The organism is Leptospira jelokensis, assembly GCF_004769635.1.
Classification (GTDB): Bacteria; Spirochaetota; Leptospiria; order Leptospirales; family Leptospiraceae; genus Leptospira_A; species Leptospira_A jelokensis.
In genome coordinates, this window is the sequence record NZ_RQGH01000018.1 from 1 (window position 1) to 16,039 (window position 16,039).

The 16,039-nt window shown below is 37.7% G+C and carries 16 protein-coding genes; 10 read left to right on the forward strand and 6 right to left on the reverse strand.

Annotated elements, in window-relative coordinates; genetic code table 11:
• The 3 genes from lsa20 to EHQ62_RS08340 form a co-directional block, all read right to left on the reverse strand.
• Window positions 1-598: LIC11469 family lipoprotein adhesin Lsa20 (gene lsa20 / locus EHQ62_RS08330; protein WP_135641801.1), on the reverse strand; the 598-nt coding region annotated here is incomplete at its 3' end.
• A 6-nt stretch (window positions 599-604) separates the two neighbouring features.
• Window positions 605-2,077 carry an NADase-type glycan-binding domain-containing protein gene (locus tag EHQ62_RS08335; RefSeq protein WP_135641802.1) on the reverse strand — a complete coding sequence of 491 codons (1,473 nt, stop codon included), beginning with the start codon at window positions 2,075-2,077 and terminating at the stop codon, window positions 605-607.
• Window positions 2,078-2,140: 63 nt separating this feature from the next.
• Window positions 2,141-3,094: a thioredoxin domain-containing protein gene (locus EHQ62_RS08340; protein WP_244241697.1), complete on the reverse strand. Its 954-nt coding sequence runs from the start codon at window positions 3,092-3,094 to the stop codon at window positions 2,141-2,143.
• Between the two features lie 57 nt (window positions 3,095-3,151).
• On the opposite strand from EHQ62_RS08340, the gene EHQ62_RS08345 reads away from it, so the two are divergent.
• The 3 genes from EHQ62_RS08345 (at window position 3,152) to EHQ62_RS08355 (ending at window position 5,112) form a co-directional block, all read left to right on the forward strand.
• The gene (locus EHQ62_RS08345) at window positions 3,152-3,634 is read left to right on the forward strand and encodes a DUF3592 domain-containing protein (RefSeq protein WP_135641804.1); all 483 of its coding nucleotides are present in this window, start codon (window positions 3,152-3,154) and stop codon (window positions 3,632-3,634) included.
• 26 nt (window positions 3,635-3,660) lie between these two features.
• Entirely contained in the window at window positions 3,661-4,590 is a 930-nt protein-coding gene (locus EHQ62_RS08350; protein WP_244241698.1) for an ankyrin repeat domain-containing protein, read from the forward strand.
• A gap of 135 nt (window positions 4,591-4,725) precedes the next feature.
• Window positions 4,726-5,112, forward strand: a complete 387-nt coding sequence (locus tag EHQ62_RS08355) for a hypothetical protein (protein ID WP_135641808.1) — start codon at window positions 4,726-4,728, stop codon at window positions 5,110-5,112.
• A gap of 71 nt (window positions 5,113-5,183) precedes the next feature.
• Here EHQ62_RS08355 and EHQ62_RS08360 read toward each other — a convergent pair whose 3' ends face one another.
• A complete protein-coding gene (locus EHQ62_RS08360) occupies window positions 5,184-7,139 on the reverse strand; it encodes an adenylate/guanylate cyclase domain-containing protein (RefSeq protein WP_135641809.1) in 1,956 nt (651 codons plus the stop codon).
• 187 nt (window positions 7,140-7,326) lie between these two features.
• Between EHQ62_RS08360 and EHQ62_RS08365 the strand changes: the two genes are divergently transcribed.
• From EHQ62_RS08365 to EHQ62_RS08385, 5 genes are all read left to right on the forward strand, one after another.
• Window positions 7,327-7,899: an LIC12231 family lipoprotein gene (locus EHQ62_RS08365; protein WP_135641812.1), complete on the forward strand. Its 573-nt coding sequence runs from the start codon at window positions 7,327-7,329 to the stop codon at window positions 7,897-7,899.
• Between the two features lie 200 nt (window positions 7,900-8,099).
• Entirely contained in the window at window positions 8,100-8,252 is a 153-nt protein-coding gene (locus EHQ62_RS18705; RefSeq protein ID WP_244241699.1) for a hypothetical protein, read from the forward strand.
• Between the two features lie 150 nt (window positions 8,253-8,402).
• Window positions 8,403-9,977 (forward strand): 7TM diverse intracellular signaling domain-containing protein, encoded by a 1,575-nt coding sequence (locus EHQ62_RS08375; RefSeq protein ID WP_167482860.1) that lies wholly within the window; start codon window positions 8,403-8,405, stop codon window positions 9,975-9,977.
• Window positions 9,978-10,044: 67 nt separating this feature from the next.
• A complete protein-coding gene (locus EHQ62_RS08380; RefSeq protein ID WP_135641817.1) occupies window positions 10,045-10,758 on the forward strand; it encodes a hypothetical protein in 714 nt (237 codons plus the stop codon).
• A gap of 340 nt (window positions 10,759-11,098) precedes the next feature.
• Entirely contained in the window at window positions 11,099-12,331 is a 1,233-nt protein-coding gene (locus EHQ62_RS08385) for an adenylate/guanylate cyclase domain-containing protein (protein ID WP_135641819.1), read from the forward strand.
• A gap of 94 nt (window positions 12,332-12,425) precedes the next feature.
• Here EHQ62_RS08385 and EHQ62_RS08390 read toward each other — a convergent pair whose 3' ends face one another.
• Window positions 12,426-12,761 carry a hypothetical protein gene (locus EHQ62_RS08390; RefSeq protein ID WP_135641821.1) on the reverse strand — a complete coding sequence of 112 codons (336 nt, stop codon included), beginning with the start codon at window positions 12,759-12,761 and terminating at the stop codon, window positions 12,426-12,428.
• 16 nt (window positions 12,762-12,777) lie between these two features.
• On the reverse strand, window positions 12,778-13,047 hold the full coding sequence (locus tag EHQ62_RS08395; RefSeq protein ID WP_135641823.1) for a hypothetical protein: 270 nt from the start codon (window positions 13,045-13,047) through the stop codon (window positions 12,778-12,780).
• A 560-nt stretch (window positions 13,048-13,607) separates the two neighbouring features.
• Here EHQ62_RS08395 and EHQ62_RS08400 point away from each other — a divergent pair.
• On the forward strand, window positions 13,608-13,970 hold the full coding sequence (locus EHQ62_RS08400; RefSeq protein ID WP_135641825.1) for a DoxX family protein: 363 nt from the start codon (window positions 13,608-13,610) through the stop codon (window positions 13,968-13,970).
• Window positions 13,971-14,466: 496 nt separating this feature from the next.
• Window positions 14,467-15,297 (forward strand): Lp29 family lipoprotein, encoded by an 831-nt coding sequence (locus tag EHQ62_RS08405; protein ID WP_135641827.1) that lies wholly within the window; start codon window positions 14,467-14,469, stop codon window positions 15,295-15,297.
• The last annotated feature ends 742 nt before the right edge of the window (window positions 15,298-16,039 follow it).

Here is a 16,039-nt window from a genome sequence, read left to right on the forward strand (position 1 = left end):
ATTTTGTTGCATTTTTTTCAAACTGTAACATCCGTTCCTTGGTAATTCCTATCAAATTATGGGTCAAATGCAAATGATCCCCCAAATAATCTGGTGACAAACGGATTTCCACCACACGATACCATGTTTCTTTTGGTGGAACAGAAAATGCATGGTTCACACACAAACATTTGAATTTAAAACCAAAACTATGTTCGACGGGCAAAGCAGAATGTGGGGCAGCAAAAAAATACACAGGTTCGTTTGTTGGATTTTCCATTACGAGTAAAAATTGTTTTTTAGAACCTGGTTTTAATACAATTTGGCTTTCCGGTATTAGGTCTCCAAATGGTGTGCGTTTGCCTGCAGGGATAGAGCCAGTTGTCCATAAGGTCAAACTTTGTGCACCACTTGGTTCTCGTATCTCCATGGTAAGTGGTAAGGAAGTGTATTCCCACTTCACAACCACCTTTACCTGGTTACTTGGTTTCGGATTTGTAGCAGAGTTTGCAACATGATGGTTGGGATCCGATTCCTTTTCACCACAAAACAGAAAAGCTAAACAAATAAAAAAACTGATGATGGGAAGAATTCGATAAACTTGCTTCTTGTTTCTCAATTTCCATCACTCCAAATTCAATTCTAATGTAGAGAAGTCTAAATTTTGCGTTTTTTTGGAATTCAATAAGTAAAACTGTTTGCCTTTGGCTTGTAAGGTAACAAACTCCTGGAAAATTTTTTCGGTATTGTTTGGATCAGGATTTTTGACTATGTTACAGTCTCTCCCACATCCATTACAATCACCTCCACCATAATCCAAAAAGTTTGTGAAGGTTTGTTTTCGTAAAAACCCAAAGATCCGAAGTTGGATTTTTCCTGGTTCAATTTTTTTCACTTCATAATTGCCTAACCCATAAAATCGATACGTACTTTCTTCACCCGCATCATAATTGGTTCTGGAAGTTGAACCTTCTAAAAATAATGTTCCATCCGAACGCAAACGAATGGTCCAATCAGAATAACTCGGTGCATCTATGTTTTCTTCTATTGGGATTTGGTTTTCAGAGCCGGCAGGTTGGTCAGAAATGGGTTCGTCTGCATTTACTGCAAAAACTTCCCTCCCAGTGAGCCCTCGGTTTAATACCATACGCAAAGAAGCTTTCGTAAAGGATTCAAAGTTTTTTTGAGCTGTATCTTTTGATTTAGGAAGTGTATCCATCACAATCCAATCACCATCATGACCAAAACGTAACTCTGATATGACGATCCCCCCCTCCTCAAAACCCGGATAAATTTCCTCTACCTTCATCGATACGTTTTTGCCTTTGAAAGGTGTTGGCAAATTGATTTCTTGTGCTCCCATTGTATCTTCAACATTGATTTTAGCGGAATACCCATCATCTCCTGTGATCAAAAACGATTTCACCCTTCCATTTTTGATGCAATGGACATCAGACCTTTGGTAACCATTCCAAATTTTGATCACAGAAATTTTTTGTGTATCTTCAAATGAAAAGTTTAATGTGACACCAACCCCTCCTTTCACTGAGGAATAACCATTTTCATATTTAGAATCAAATAAATTCATCACCGAATACGTTGGTTCAGGTGATGCGGTTTCGGAAGCAGTTACCTTACCGGAAATGATCTCAGGTCCATAAGTTCTATATGACTTTTTTTTCTCATCGTAGAACTTCACTGATTTCAGACAGATGTTTTGGTTCCTTTGGAAATTCAAAGTGAGAGATCTTGCTTGGACAACTGGATCAAAAATAATTTCAGAATTGGATTTTTCAACATCCGTACTCGCATACACTTCATCAAAATTGACATAAGCGGCAATTCGATCTTTAAATTTTCCATCACAAGACTCAATGGAGACTTGCGTTAAAGGGAAAGCGTTATCAGCATAAAAATGCAATTTGACAAATTCAGCACCTGGCTCTGCTTTCCATTCTTTTCCATATAACAAAAGAAAGGGGAGCCCATTCTCCATCGAAGTAGATGTCACCATCGAAAAATGGAGTTTTTTCCCACAATTGACCGTAAGCCCTACCAAAAGGATCAAAAGGTAAATAAGGTTTGATTTCGTTTTCATCAGAGCACCTCAGAAAATGGTGGTATCAATGAACAGATTGTTCACAAAAAGGCAAGAAATTTTTTATGGACTTGTTTCTTTTAATACCCGCTCCCATGTTTCTGCATTGAGAGCTCCGACAATCCAGCGGCCGTTGACCCAAAAAGTGGGAACGGAATGAACACCGAATTGCTTCGCTTCCCTCCAATCCTCCCTTACGATATTCAGATAACTCGTATTAGTAGACAATCTTTCACATTCAGAAAAATAGTTCCAAGTTTCCAAATTAGTTTTTTCACCCTTCACTAATTGATTCGCATGGGAATATAATGCTTCCATATGACCTAAAAATTGTTTGGGATCTTTTTCCCAAAGGCAATGTGAAATGGAAAGGGGGATTAAACTTTCGTCAGTTTCTCCGTCTAAAGGAAAATCTTTATGAATGTAATGGATTTGGGATTTGTACTTGGTTAAAAGATGTTTTGTATGAGGGAAGGTTTTACGGCAAAACCCACATAAATAATCACTCCATTCCACAATCACCCATTTTGCATTTTGATCACCAAACTTGGGTGAGTGATCCGTATTCAATTTTGAGAGAAAAGATTTTCCAGGAAAACTGACTGGTTTTTGTTGTAACGTAATTCCTGTTTGATGAAAGATCCTACTCCAAACAATCCGAATTCGTATCGAATCCCTTAGGCGGTCAATGGCATCGGTATCTTGGATGGAAGAAATTAATTTCTTTTTCTCTGTGGGCCAATAAAAATTAATATCCTTATCTGTTACAACTGACTTTTCCGATTCCTTCCATTCTTCCAAAGTTAGGCCCATCGTTTTTGCTTTTTCACGTAACAAAGCCAAATGGGAATCGGATGATAAAGTTTCTTTTACCATCTCTTCGGATGGTAAAAATTCCGGTAACTCATATACCTCTTTGGGAGAACCACCACAAGTGATCAGAAAAAGCAGTAGTAAGATGAAGGACACAGACAAAGGATACAGATAAAATCGAATTCTCACAAGTAATTTTAGCATTGGAATTTATTTTTTGATTGAAATGCGAAGGTAACTTAGACTCATAATGAGTCCTAAATGAAAACAAAGATTCTCTCTCGCCTTTTACAACTGTTTGCTGTTTATCTATTTATTTCAGGAAGTTTAATCATCATCGATAAAGTGATCACCATTCGGACAGGAAAAAAGACATTTGGGAAAGTAGTATCTTCCTATAAAGAATTTCAATCCACAAATCAAACCAGTGGAAGGCGTTACGGAACAAGTAAGTACATCCAAAGGCCCATCATCCATTACCAAGTGGATGGCGAGATCTACGAAATCCATGGACAAATCTTTGGAGAAGTAGGCGATGAATATAAAATCGGCCAATCAGTTCCGCTTTACTATTCACCCACCCAACCTGATTTTGCAATGATCAATACCTTTTCAGAAATTTGGGTAGATCCGATCCAAAAACTATTATTGAGTTTCCTTGTTTTTATTTTCGGTACTTTTTTATCAAAAATCATCTTTTCGATCAAAACAAAAGTCACATCTCTCTTCCATCCACCATTTTAAGGGAAAAAAGACGAAACAAAATGTACATGCAAACACCTTCCCCTTGGAAAATAAAAACATCACAATTAATCGTGATACTAATCTTACTTTCCATTCCAAAAATTCTATTGGGCCAGAGTAAAGACATGATCAAATTGGAATGGTACCATTACATCATCTTATCACCTGTTTTAGTCATCGATGCAGTGCGTAGTGGTTATAAAGAAATTAAAAATGGGATATCTCATTACAGTGATTATAGATCATTACCTGAATTGCACAGGGCCGTATTAAATTCTGATTTGGAGATGGTTCAAAAACTTAACTCCCAAGGTGTGAACTTAGAATCCAAAGACAAGAAAGGTGAAACAGCTCTCTATTATGCTGTAGACCAAAACAAAATTACTATTGCGAAGTATCTCATCCAAAATAAAGCGAACGTAAATGTTTGGAATACAAATGGAAAACCTCTTGCACATTCGGCTATTGCCAATAACCAATCGGACCTGATCCAGTTAATGGTAACAAATGGCTTAGATGTAAAATCAACAAAACAAGGAACTTCCTACTTAATATTAACTGCAAACCTCAAACCAAAAAATTTCAAACTGATCCAATTGTTCATCAACCAAGGTGTGGACATCAATGCAAAGGACAGATACCAATACACTGCCTTGATGCATTTGGCTACCAAAGACAATCCCAATTTAGAAATCATAAATTATCTCATCAAAAAAGGTGCAAATGTAAACGTTAAGGATCCTTCTGGTAAATCCATTTTAAGATTATTAATAGAGCAAAGGACACATAACTTAGAATTGGTGAAAACTTTGGTAAAAAACGGAGCCGACATAGGCTCAAAAGACAACGATGGTATCTCTATTTTCGATTTTATCAATTCTTATTACGACTACCCAGAGACAAATGAAGTTGTCATTTATTTAAAGAAAGCCAAGAAGAATTTATCGTTACGATAGATAACAACAAGCTGACTTGTCACAAAGAAGAACAACCAAAAGCAAAGTTCTCATTTCAATTTCAATTTCTCGAAGAATTTGAAAAAATATCTCGCATAATTAAAATCATATGCTCTCGTTAGCCCGAGGTATGTTATGAAAATGATTTTTTCCAATATGAAATGGATCATGTTAGTCTCTGGTATCATCACTTGTTCCATGATCCTTTCCGCACTCCATCCAACACTTGGCCTTACTTTGACATTTGGTGATTCGATCGATGGTAACCTTGCCAATATAATCGTTCGTAACTGGGGTGCTCTCATTGCATTAGTGGGTGGGATGTTAGTTTACGGAGCTTATCACGAAGCCAATCGCAATTTAGTATTAGTTGTAGCAAGCATTAGCAAAACCACATTTGTTGGTTTGAATTTAATATATGGACAAAATTACCTCACAAAATCTGGACCTGCATTGGTATTTGATTCCATCCTTGTGATCATCTTCTTAACGTATTTATTATCAAAATCGTCCAAAAAGTAAACATTGACTGGTTTGGTTTCTGAATTTCCCAAATATGAAAAAGAAACCAAATCATTTTCTGATTCATTCCATCACGTCAAATCCATAAGGAATGCTTCTATTTTCCCAAGGCCTTTTGCCTCAATCCAATTGGATATAAAGTTTTGTTTCTCAGAAATCAAATCATAGGTAAACCGAGAGATTTGAATGCAATTAGGTAGGCCACTCGCTTCCATCCTCTGTGCAACATTCACAGTATCACCCCAAAGGTCATAGGTAAATTTATGTTTACCAATCACACCAGCTGTCACTTCACCCGAATTGATACCAATCCTTATTTTTAAAGGTAAGTTTTCTTTTTTGGAAAAAGTTTTCATAAAAGAAATCATTTCTTTTCCCAATTGAATGCATCGATCTGCATGATCAATCAAATGATTGGGCACTCCCGATGCAACCATATAGGCATCTCCAATGGTTTTGATTTTTTCAACACCGTATTTCAATGTTAGGTCATCAAAACTTGTAAAGATTTGATTTAAAATGATTACTAACTTTTCTGGATCTATCTTTGAGGCAAAACTTGTAAACCCAACTAAGTCTGCAAACAATACAGAAGCAGAAGGCACTCGCTCGGAAATATTCACTTCGCCCAATCGTAACCTTGAGGCTGTTTCTTTGGGTAAAATATTTAATAACAAGGTACTCGACTTAAGTTCTTCTTGTTCCAAATCATCAGAAGTTAATCGTAAAAAATGACCTAGGATTCGTTTGTCCCTACGCAATTGGTCAATCTCTCGTTTCATCTCTTCCATGGTTAAAACTTCTGATGCAGGTTCGAGTTGGATGATACCGGGATTGCCTTCGATTCGCTCAAAATCGTCTCTATTTTCATCTTCAACACTACGAATGGCGACAACCGATATGACTGTATTATGGAGTCCACATTTACTATGCAAAGAATTTCCAATTTCACCCCATGAGCTAAAACCAATCACATTTCTGTTCCATAATTTATGAATGGCATTTAATTCCAAATTCATGTATGGTCCAAGAGACCTTGAACGAACCGCGCAATTGAACATCAAAATAAAATCGGGATACAGTTCTTGCAAATCAGTTCGAAAGGAAAACATTTCCTGATAGGAATGTTGGATGGTTTCCATCGTATTCGGTGAACAAAATCGAACTAAAGAGCCTTCCGGAATGTCACCTCCGTATGATACAGATTTTTCTTTTGAATCCATTTGTATGGCAACTCGTAACACTTCTGATCCATCTTCTTTCCGAATTAATAATGGAAACTCACTTGCTGCCAAAAGATCAGGATCGATATGATTTTTCCGAATCCCTAAGTTTTCTGTATTAAATCCAAAGTACTTTGCATAAAAATCTGTCGCAGGTTCCCCTTCGATTTCAGATACCTTTCGACCGATTGATTTGGTTACCTTTTTCGGTGTTCCTAGTTCTTGCCACCCACTAACAGCCAATCCATGAATCTGAATTTTTTCTTCATCAAAAATTAAAACACAAACTCCATGTGTTTCCAATCCATACTTTGTGTAAAAAGGTGGGTTTTCGACATTCCCAAAACTACTGGCGATCCCACCAAATATCTTTAATCCCGAATCAATATCTAAAATTCCTTCGATCATCTTTTCAGGTTCAAAACTCAAATCTTTAAATGCAACTAACATGAGTAAGGCAGGTCTTAGAAATTGGTTTTTTGCATCTCTTGCAATTCGATTCCCCAAAAAATAGGATTCCGAATGGGCAGGGTAATGCACCAAGGAAAAATAGGATCTTGGTATCGCAAGGACAAGTGCAATCAAGGCAAATTCCGATTTCGAATCATTATAAATGACCTCGGCGGAACACGTAGCAAATACCTCGACACCTTCTTCATAAAACGGTGCCACCAAATCAAAGGACAACGATTTATCGATCACAAAGATAAATGCGAGTGTTGGAAAAAAAGATGATTGCTTCAATCCTTCTAAAAACTGAATGACTTCTTCTTTTCCATTGGCTTTTAGGATTCTTTGGTTCATTTTGATTCGATTCTAATTTCGACTTCGATGGAGCAACTAACTTTATTTTGAAATGATCAGAAATAATTTCTGAACCAAATTCATAATCAAGGATTTTCACTTCCCCTCTCCCAAGGAATCTCTGAAAACACTTGTATCATTTCTCTGAAAAATGAAACTAGTGCAAAACGATAACAGAGGTTTCTAGATGAAGTTATTCCACTTCTCATTTTTATTTTTATTTACCTTCGCATCCTGTATCACAAGTTACAGGGACTATCCCCGTATCGAGGCTACATCAAAACCCACTAACGTTTCTAAAAACAAATTTTACTACCACCTAACTCCATTCCCAATCCTTGAGTTTGGTGGTTATGCCGCTCTTAAATCATACTTCAAAAATACAGTAGGTCCAAATTTCAGTGAGGCTGAAGAGATCTCTGACCCAAAAATCATTCCTCCCAAAGGAATGTATTGTAAGGTAACAACCCAATGGGCTCCCGTTTCCGCACCTGCCCTAATCTTTGGTTACATCTCCATTGCAACGGCAACTTTCCTTCCTGCTTGGAGCCGAAATGATGGATTCGATGTAACGTACACTTTGTACAAAGATGGACAAAAAATCAAAGACTTCAATTACTCCCCAAGAAGGTCTGTATTTTTGTGGATGTTTGCTTTGCCAGTCATTTGGGTAAACCTCTTCACTTCCTCGGAAGAAGAAGTATTTAAGGCTATGTCTGCCCAATTTATGGAAGACGCAAAACCATATTTAAACCAATAAAGGATTCCATCCACCACTGGTTTCCCTTCTTGCAAAGGATCCAGTGGCAAACGATTTTCACAATTTGGAACTCTCTCCACAGAAGAGAGGTGCTCCCCTTCCTTTTTCGTTTCCTCTGGGAACGAGTCCGCCAATCTCGTTCTCCATTTTGGAAGGAATGGAAACGGAGCCATTTCGTTCGAAACGATTTTATTTCCCCAATGACTTTGATTGCCTTTTACATTGCGTACAAAGAGTCCACAAGTTCCGAAAGGGCCCTTTTCCTTTTACTCAAAATTCTCAAACAACAATCTTCCGAAGTATTTTTCGAAGTGATGGGACTCTTTCGCCAGTTCGGAATCGAAATTCGTTAGCCCACCGACGTTGCATTCCATGGAAACAAACATGTTCTTCTTGTTTCACCCTTTGTTGGTCGATCCGATTTTTTCATTTTTGCCGATTTGGCAAAAAAATAGATTCGCAATTTCAGGGCAGAGCTGTTTAAGATGGGCGTTCGATCGGACATGAAACGCATTTCGCCTCTTTTGAAAATTTTAATATTCTCAATTGGATTGATTCTAACATTCAATACTGCGATTGTTGCGGAAAAACTTGCACCCGAACTCTGGCGAACCGAATACCATATTCTGAAACCCAATGAACCTTCCGATCTCTCCAACCTGAAATCCTTGGATTGGATACCCTTCCAAGGTTCGCTCGCATTCGGTTTCGAATCCCAAAAAGTATTGGTACGAGTGTCCTACCTCGGCCAAACAGACAAGTGGGAACACAGTGCTCTTTACTTAGAAAATCCAGTTGCTTATGTAGACTCTATCACTGTTTTCCAATGGGAAGAAGGAAAACTCTTCCGCATGCAAGATGGGGACATCTATCCGAAACGAAAATCCATCTTCAGCCAACACCCTTACCCTCTATTTTCTTTGGACATAAACTCTCTAAAACAAAACAAAGAATTTTATATCTTATACGAATCTCTTTCCAATTTATTCATTTCACCTGAAATCTATGATGAAGGATCCATCCTTTCCGAAGTTTTTGGTGTCAGAGATTTATTTTTCATCTATTTTGGTATCATCCTAATCGTATTCATCCTCAATGCGATCCTGTTTGGATTAACGCGAAATTCGAGTTTTTTATACTACATGCTTTACGTTTTCACATCCTTCCTTTACCAATTATCTTTCACTGGGTATGCCAAAATTTTCCTATGGCCAAACTCAGGCAAATGGAATGACCAATCCATGGTCTTTTTTGGATCCATAGCACTCGTGAGTGTTGCACTTTTTTCCATACGATTTTTAGTCTTACAAAAAAGGATTCCTATCGTTTACCAAGGCATTCGGATATTCATTTACCTAATCCTTACGAACGCAGTTATTAGTTTGGTCATACGCTCTATCTGGAACGATCCCATTGTCCATGTTTTGGGGATCATCACATCACTCACGTTATTCGGCTCAGGGATTTATCTTTTACTCAAAAAACTTGAGATCGCTAGATTTTATGTTTTGGCATGGACCATCTTACTCATTTCCATTTTGTGTTTTAATTTTTATGCATTAGGGATCTTACCTGATTCCATTTTGTTTCGCCATGCCATCCAATTGGGAACCATCGCTGAAATGTTATTGTTCCAATTTGCGATTGTCGACAGATTGATGAAACCAAAAGAAGAAACCATAATCACAGTAGAAAAAGAATCCAAACAAAATAGCCGCACACAAAGGATATCCAACCTCAACCAAGACGATTTAATCTACCAAATCAACCACATCCTATCCGAGGAAAAATTATTTTGTGATGAGGATTTGAATGTGAACCGTTTGTCCACAATCCTCGGCATTCGCTCCGACCAAACATCGGCTCTCCTCAATCAAAAACTTGGTGTGAGTTTCAACCAATTGTTGAGCAAATACAGAATCGAAGAAGCCTGTAAAATCCTAAAGGAAGACCCATCCCAAAACATCCTCACCGTTGCCTTTGCGGTCGGATTCAATACCAAGTCTGCATTTTATGAATCCTTCCAAAAAATTGTAGGAAAAACGCCAACCGAATACAAAAAAAGTCTGAATTCATGATTCCAGACGATCGATTTGGGTTCCTCTGGTATCCTATCCTTCCAAAAATAATTTAGGAAATAAATTTATGAATGCCAAAACCCAAGTAACTTCTCGATTTAAAAAACCGGCGAAACTGCTTTGTTTCGTTTCCTTCCTCGTCGCCACCACTTACAACTGTGCTACCAGTTTGTACCCAGTAAAAGCATCGATCGAAAAAAAAGAACCCGTTGCGGTTTTTATCAACCTCGTAGAATCAAAACCAGTTCTCAATTCCAGAGGACAAATGAGTAGTGCATCGAAAACCATTGTTGAGTTTGATGAACTATTCACTCAATTCAAACAGTTGGCTGCAAAAGAACTTCCTTCTGTTAAAATTGTTGAACCCAAATCAACCCCACAAGATATCTTAGGAACAACAGTTTATATGTATGATTTTGGAAAAACAGGAGCGAAGATCGGTATCGAATTCATTACTGCCACAAACATCAATCTCAGTAGCGAACAAGAATTTACTGCAGAGAAACTAAAACAACAAGCCTGGACACAAACAACAACAGTAACAGTCCGTTTCCGAGAAGTGAACGGCGACCGACTTGGAAAGTATCTAGGAAGCCGAACAGGATACGAATTAGGATCCGTAGTTCAAAACGGTTTCTGTCCAGTGGAGTGTTCCAAAAATGCCAATACCATGATTGATGTAACGTCACCAGGAAAACAAGCAGCAGCACTCAAAGCCCAATTACCAGAAAAGATTAAAAAAGTCATACAAGAAGTTATGGCTAGCAAACAAGACGAATAACCTACACAACGTAATGGATTCCCTTACGGGCGTTCCCGATTCTACCTACCAAAAAACAATTTTTTGACAAAGGGTCGGGCTCGTCCGGGGTGCGCTGACGCTCCCGTCCCCTGCCATCTAACGATGCCAGGTGACCGAGCCCTTCCTATCCCTAACGCGGACCCTTTTGTTTCCTATACCGAACCCAATCCAATACAAGATGCCATAAATTAGACTCGCCTTACAAAAGGCTCCCCTCCTATCATGGCGGATAGATTCTGAACTTTTTTAAAAACCCAATGCTTCATTTTTCAATTTGAATTCGGAATCCTAACTTTAATTTTATTGATATGGATAATGCATGAAACTTTCATTAGTTGATGAAATCTTAATCGCAAGGGAGATGAAAAACGAAAAAACGGTCGCATTTGTTCGATTTGCCCTATTTTCAGTCACTTCTACTTTAGATAGTTTATCCTATTTTGGATGGATCAAATTCACAATTGTCCCAACAAGTCTCATCACTGTTGGATTGGATTTTTTATTCCTAATCTTTGCCAGCTTTGTTTTGGTTTTTCTTTTTAATTTTCCTTATAAACCGTATTTAAAATTTTTCACGATCACATTAGATTATTTCATCATTGGGCTTATGATCTTCCTTGACCCAACGATTCTAAAAGGAAACGGCCTTATCTACTTTATCGCGATGACGAGTGCCATGTTCGTATTCCAATTTAACCTATTGAGGCATTCAAAAGCAGGAACGATTTACGGGGCTATTTTGGCATTTGTCTATTTCCTGGTGGTTTCCATTGGATTAGAAGATGGTTATCCGTTTGATTTAATTCCGATGATGTTTGGATTGGCAATGATGCTTGGCATGGGGTATCTAACAACGGTTTCGAATATCGAAATGGTGAAAGAAGCCAATGCAAAACAGATGATGGAACGGTATCTTCCTTCGCAACTTGTCAGTGAGTTTTACAAAAACAAAGCACAACTAGAACCGGGTGGCGAAAACAAAGAAGTAACCATTCTTTTTTCCGATATTCGATCCTTTACAAAATTTTCAGAACAAAGGTCTGCCGAGGAAGTCGTACAATTTTTAAACCATTATTTGTCTCGTATGACAGAAGTTATCTTTAATTTCAATGGTACCATTGATAAATTTATTGGTGATGCCATTATGACCATTTTTGGTGCCCCATTCAAACGTGATGATGACGCCCTCCGTGCTGTCAAATCAGCTGTAGCAATGATTCGCGAAATAGAGGTAATCAACAAAAGTATGCCAAATCCTGATGATCAAATACAAGTGGGAATTGGAATTCATACAGGGGAAGCGATCGTGGGCAATATTGGATCTGACCGAAGGTTGGATTATACCGTCATCGGAGACAATGTGAACTTAGCATCCAGAATCGAAGGCCTGACCAAACATTACCAATGCCCCATCTTAATTTCTGAAGTCACCTTCAAACAGTTAGAAGGTAAATATTCGAATGAAGATGGTTTTCTCATCCGAGAGATTGACCAAGTCATCGTGAAAGGAAAATCAAAGCCAATAACCGTGTATGAAGTTGTTTGTTTGTGATTTTACCAAATAACAAAGAAATGCCATTGGCATTAAAATAGAAAAGCCTCAGGTCTCACAACCCAAGGCTTTTGTTGGTGCGACAAAAAGAAAATTACTTTTTCTTTGCTGCCGTTTTTTCGACTACTGGAGTTCCTTCAACATAAACACAATTTAAGAACAAGTAAACAGCATGTTTTCCTGTAATTGTAACGTCTTTTAAACCAGTCGCGCCAGGAGCTTTACGTAATGCATCACGAGATGCTTCCGCAATACTTTGGTTATACCAAGTATTATTGAATAGAGCAAGGCCACATTCACGACCTTCCACTGTTCCAGATCCAACAACTTCTAAATTAGTTGGTGCATCTAATGAAAACTCTTTAAAATTTCCAACTTTATGAGAGCAACTTACCACAAATGCGATTGCAAATAATGACAACCATTTCATATTCATATATTTCCTTTTATTTCAACTTTCTTATTTGGGCACAAGCGGATGCAAAATCAGAATTCCATTGTAATCCAACGTTTTGATTTTTAACATTACCTTTTGCTCTCGCATCACTCACAACATCATCATAAATTCCTATGATAATGGTTCCACATTTCTCAGCCAAAACAGTGTCTGATAATTCTGCTGAATCGTTTTCTGCAGGAACTACATATCCAACCTTTCCCGCAGTGACACAATTTGACAGAAAAACGATAATTCCAAGAAGGAATATTTTTTTCATTTTTGTTCTCCTAATTCGGATAAGGGGATTTTATTTATTTTCTCTGTAAATCAAATAAAAGATTAGAACTCATAAATTTTGAAATTATAATCAAGTAACGAAAGTGAGTTTTCCGAATTTTTTGCACATTGCACCATATAACTATGGTTCTAGATTTACCAACAATCCCTACATAATAAAATTCATTACTAACGACTGCCAGCTGGACCAAACGTTCAGTCTCACGGCAGGGACAGTTTAGTTCTTTTCCTTTGGACAAAACCCATGGGCATACAAAGGACGGGATTCAATTCCATTTTATTCCGTCACGACTTCCCCAGGGATTTTCAAACAAAGGGCCTCGCCACGAGAGAGTTTGATCCCTTAAAATATCTAAATGGCATTTCAAAATAGGAAAACGATTTGCCCACCAAGTATGGCTGAATCCGAATCATACGGAACCATCTCAAATCTTCGTGTGTATAAAACTTCAGGAACGCATACGAACCCAAACAAAAGAGTTGTTGCAAATAGTCGTTTGGTTCTACTTGGACAGATCTTGATGGAAGAGGGTAAAATCCATGAAACAAATAAATATTTTTTATTGGATCACGACGGGCCTGGTCTTATTTTTTTTATTACCAGGATCTGTGATGAATATAATGCAAACCGAAGATTGGCTTGAGGTATTCAAACAACTTGGTTACCCAGCTTACTTATTGCCTTTTTTGGGTGTCGCTAAAATTTCTGCATGTATCGCAATCGTCATACCGAATCTCAGACGTCTGAAGGAATGGGCGTATGCTGGTCTTGTTTTCGATATCGTTGGTGCCATTTATTCTGCACTCATGGCAGGACCTTTCGATCCGAGACTCTTCTTTATGATCCTCCCTCTCTCTGCAATTCTTGCCTCTTATTTTTTATGGCATAAAAAAATCAGCTGAGCGAGCGACTCCTTTTAGTCAGTTGTGAGTTAATTCCATAAAGTCATTGGTCCACATTTTCCGATCATGCTCCAATCAAAGCCGGAATTCGATTTCGCGTTCTTTTTTGGATGCTTGTTAGTAAACCCCAATGGCTTTAGGATCAGTTGAATGAAAAAATTTGATTCCCCACAAACTTAGTATCCTCCAAATCACAACGAAAAATCTCAAAGGCAGGTAGGCTAACTTACATGAATCAAATGATATTGATCCCTACAACAAAGAAGGATCCTTACTTCTTTCTGAGGCTGGTTAATTCTTATCTTACATTCTACTAACTTTCTACAAGGAAAATTAATGAAAGGAAACAATGGTTCGACCTATGCAATATCGTTAATACAAGTATATTAAATCATGTTAAAATTCTATTGATTCAAATCATTTTCCTAAATTCTGAAGACCATTCGCCAATCCAGAATCACTAATCGATAACTTTCTATTCCCATTTGCATTCACCTTGCCTCAACAATTAATAATCATTGACTTTCTTTTGAAAATATTTTTAATAAGTCAGGAGATTTTAATGTTACGTGTTAGTTGCCTAAGTTTACTGTTTTTTTTAATTTTTTTGTCATGCAAAAACTATGTTTTTGTTCGAGAGTATACACCCAAGTCCACTGAGTTTAAATCAAAACCAAAAATTGCATTAGTGGGTTTTTTCCCTTACCGTTATAGTTCCACGACATCTGGAAGAAGGACAACTACAACCGCTTATTTAGATTATACTCATTCTACAAGTTCAGTTATGTCGGTCGGCACACCGATTGACTTGATCCCAAGTTCAGGACTAGACTTAAATGTTTCCAATGATCGTACAAAAGAAATTGCTATGAATTATTTAGAAAAAGTGAAAATTTCAGGTCTGCAAGAAATTTCTAAAATGATCGAAATTAATAAAATCGACGATAAAACAACATTTGCACTTAAAAAGAGAGATGTTGATTACTATTTGATTGCAATCCATGGTCCGGTATTTGATGAAAGTATGGGAAATCTTGGTCGTACCCTACTAACTGCTCATGTTTGCATTCTGACGTTTGGAACAATACCTTGTTGGCGCAGTATCCCAACAGAAACTAAATTCCTTTTATATGACAATAAATTGAACTTAGTTGATCAAAAGAGTTACTCTGACAGGTATGAACATCTTGGTGCATGGTGGGGACAAGAAGAACAAGGATCCTTCAATATGCAAACGAGCGAAATTCCTAATCCATTAAAAATCAAAGTATATAAGCCACATATTTTAGAGTATGAAGACCATTTAAAAGAGTTACTAAACAAATAGCTGAATAAAGAGAATTTTCTATATTTAAAGATACAATCCTTCATCAGTTGACTAGGCTTTGGTGGGTTGTATCCGACGAATTAGGTTCTGGCAAACAATATAACGTCCATTAACCGAAAGAGCCCATAGCAAGTTATCTGTCCCGTATATATGAAATTGATTCCGGCTTTGTAAGATCGTATTTCCATAAAACTCATCATACTTCACTACGAGATTAATCATTATTTTGAGAAAGTGAATGGGAAATTCCCTGGGCATTAAAAAGCAGCAGAATGCTTTCCTGACTCCTGCCAGCTGAACATCCTGTTCAGACTGGCGAGCTTCGCAATCCTGCTCCGCCTCCGTCAGAAACGCATTCTGACTTGGGTGCCAGATTGAATTTACGAATTGTTTTCCAGACATAAAAAAAGCCCCACATCTTTCGACATAAGGCTTCTCTCAATTTTAATCGGATTCAGAATTATACCTAAAAACAAAAAAAGCCCCAAACTTTTATTCAGAGCTTCTCCCAACATTTATATACGACAAAGGTTTTATCTTTCACCAAGAGGGAAAGCCGGCGGAGCAAAAAGCAGCACTGCTGCGACTGCGAGCCTTGCACTCGAAGCGTGAGCCTCGGGCTTTAACTTCGAAGTGCTTCGGCGCTGACCGCGGGACAGAACAAAGTAAAACAAACAACGCTATAATCTATACATACACGTTAACACGTGTATATTGTAATATGGTCAAGCCGATCGAGCGA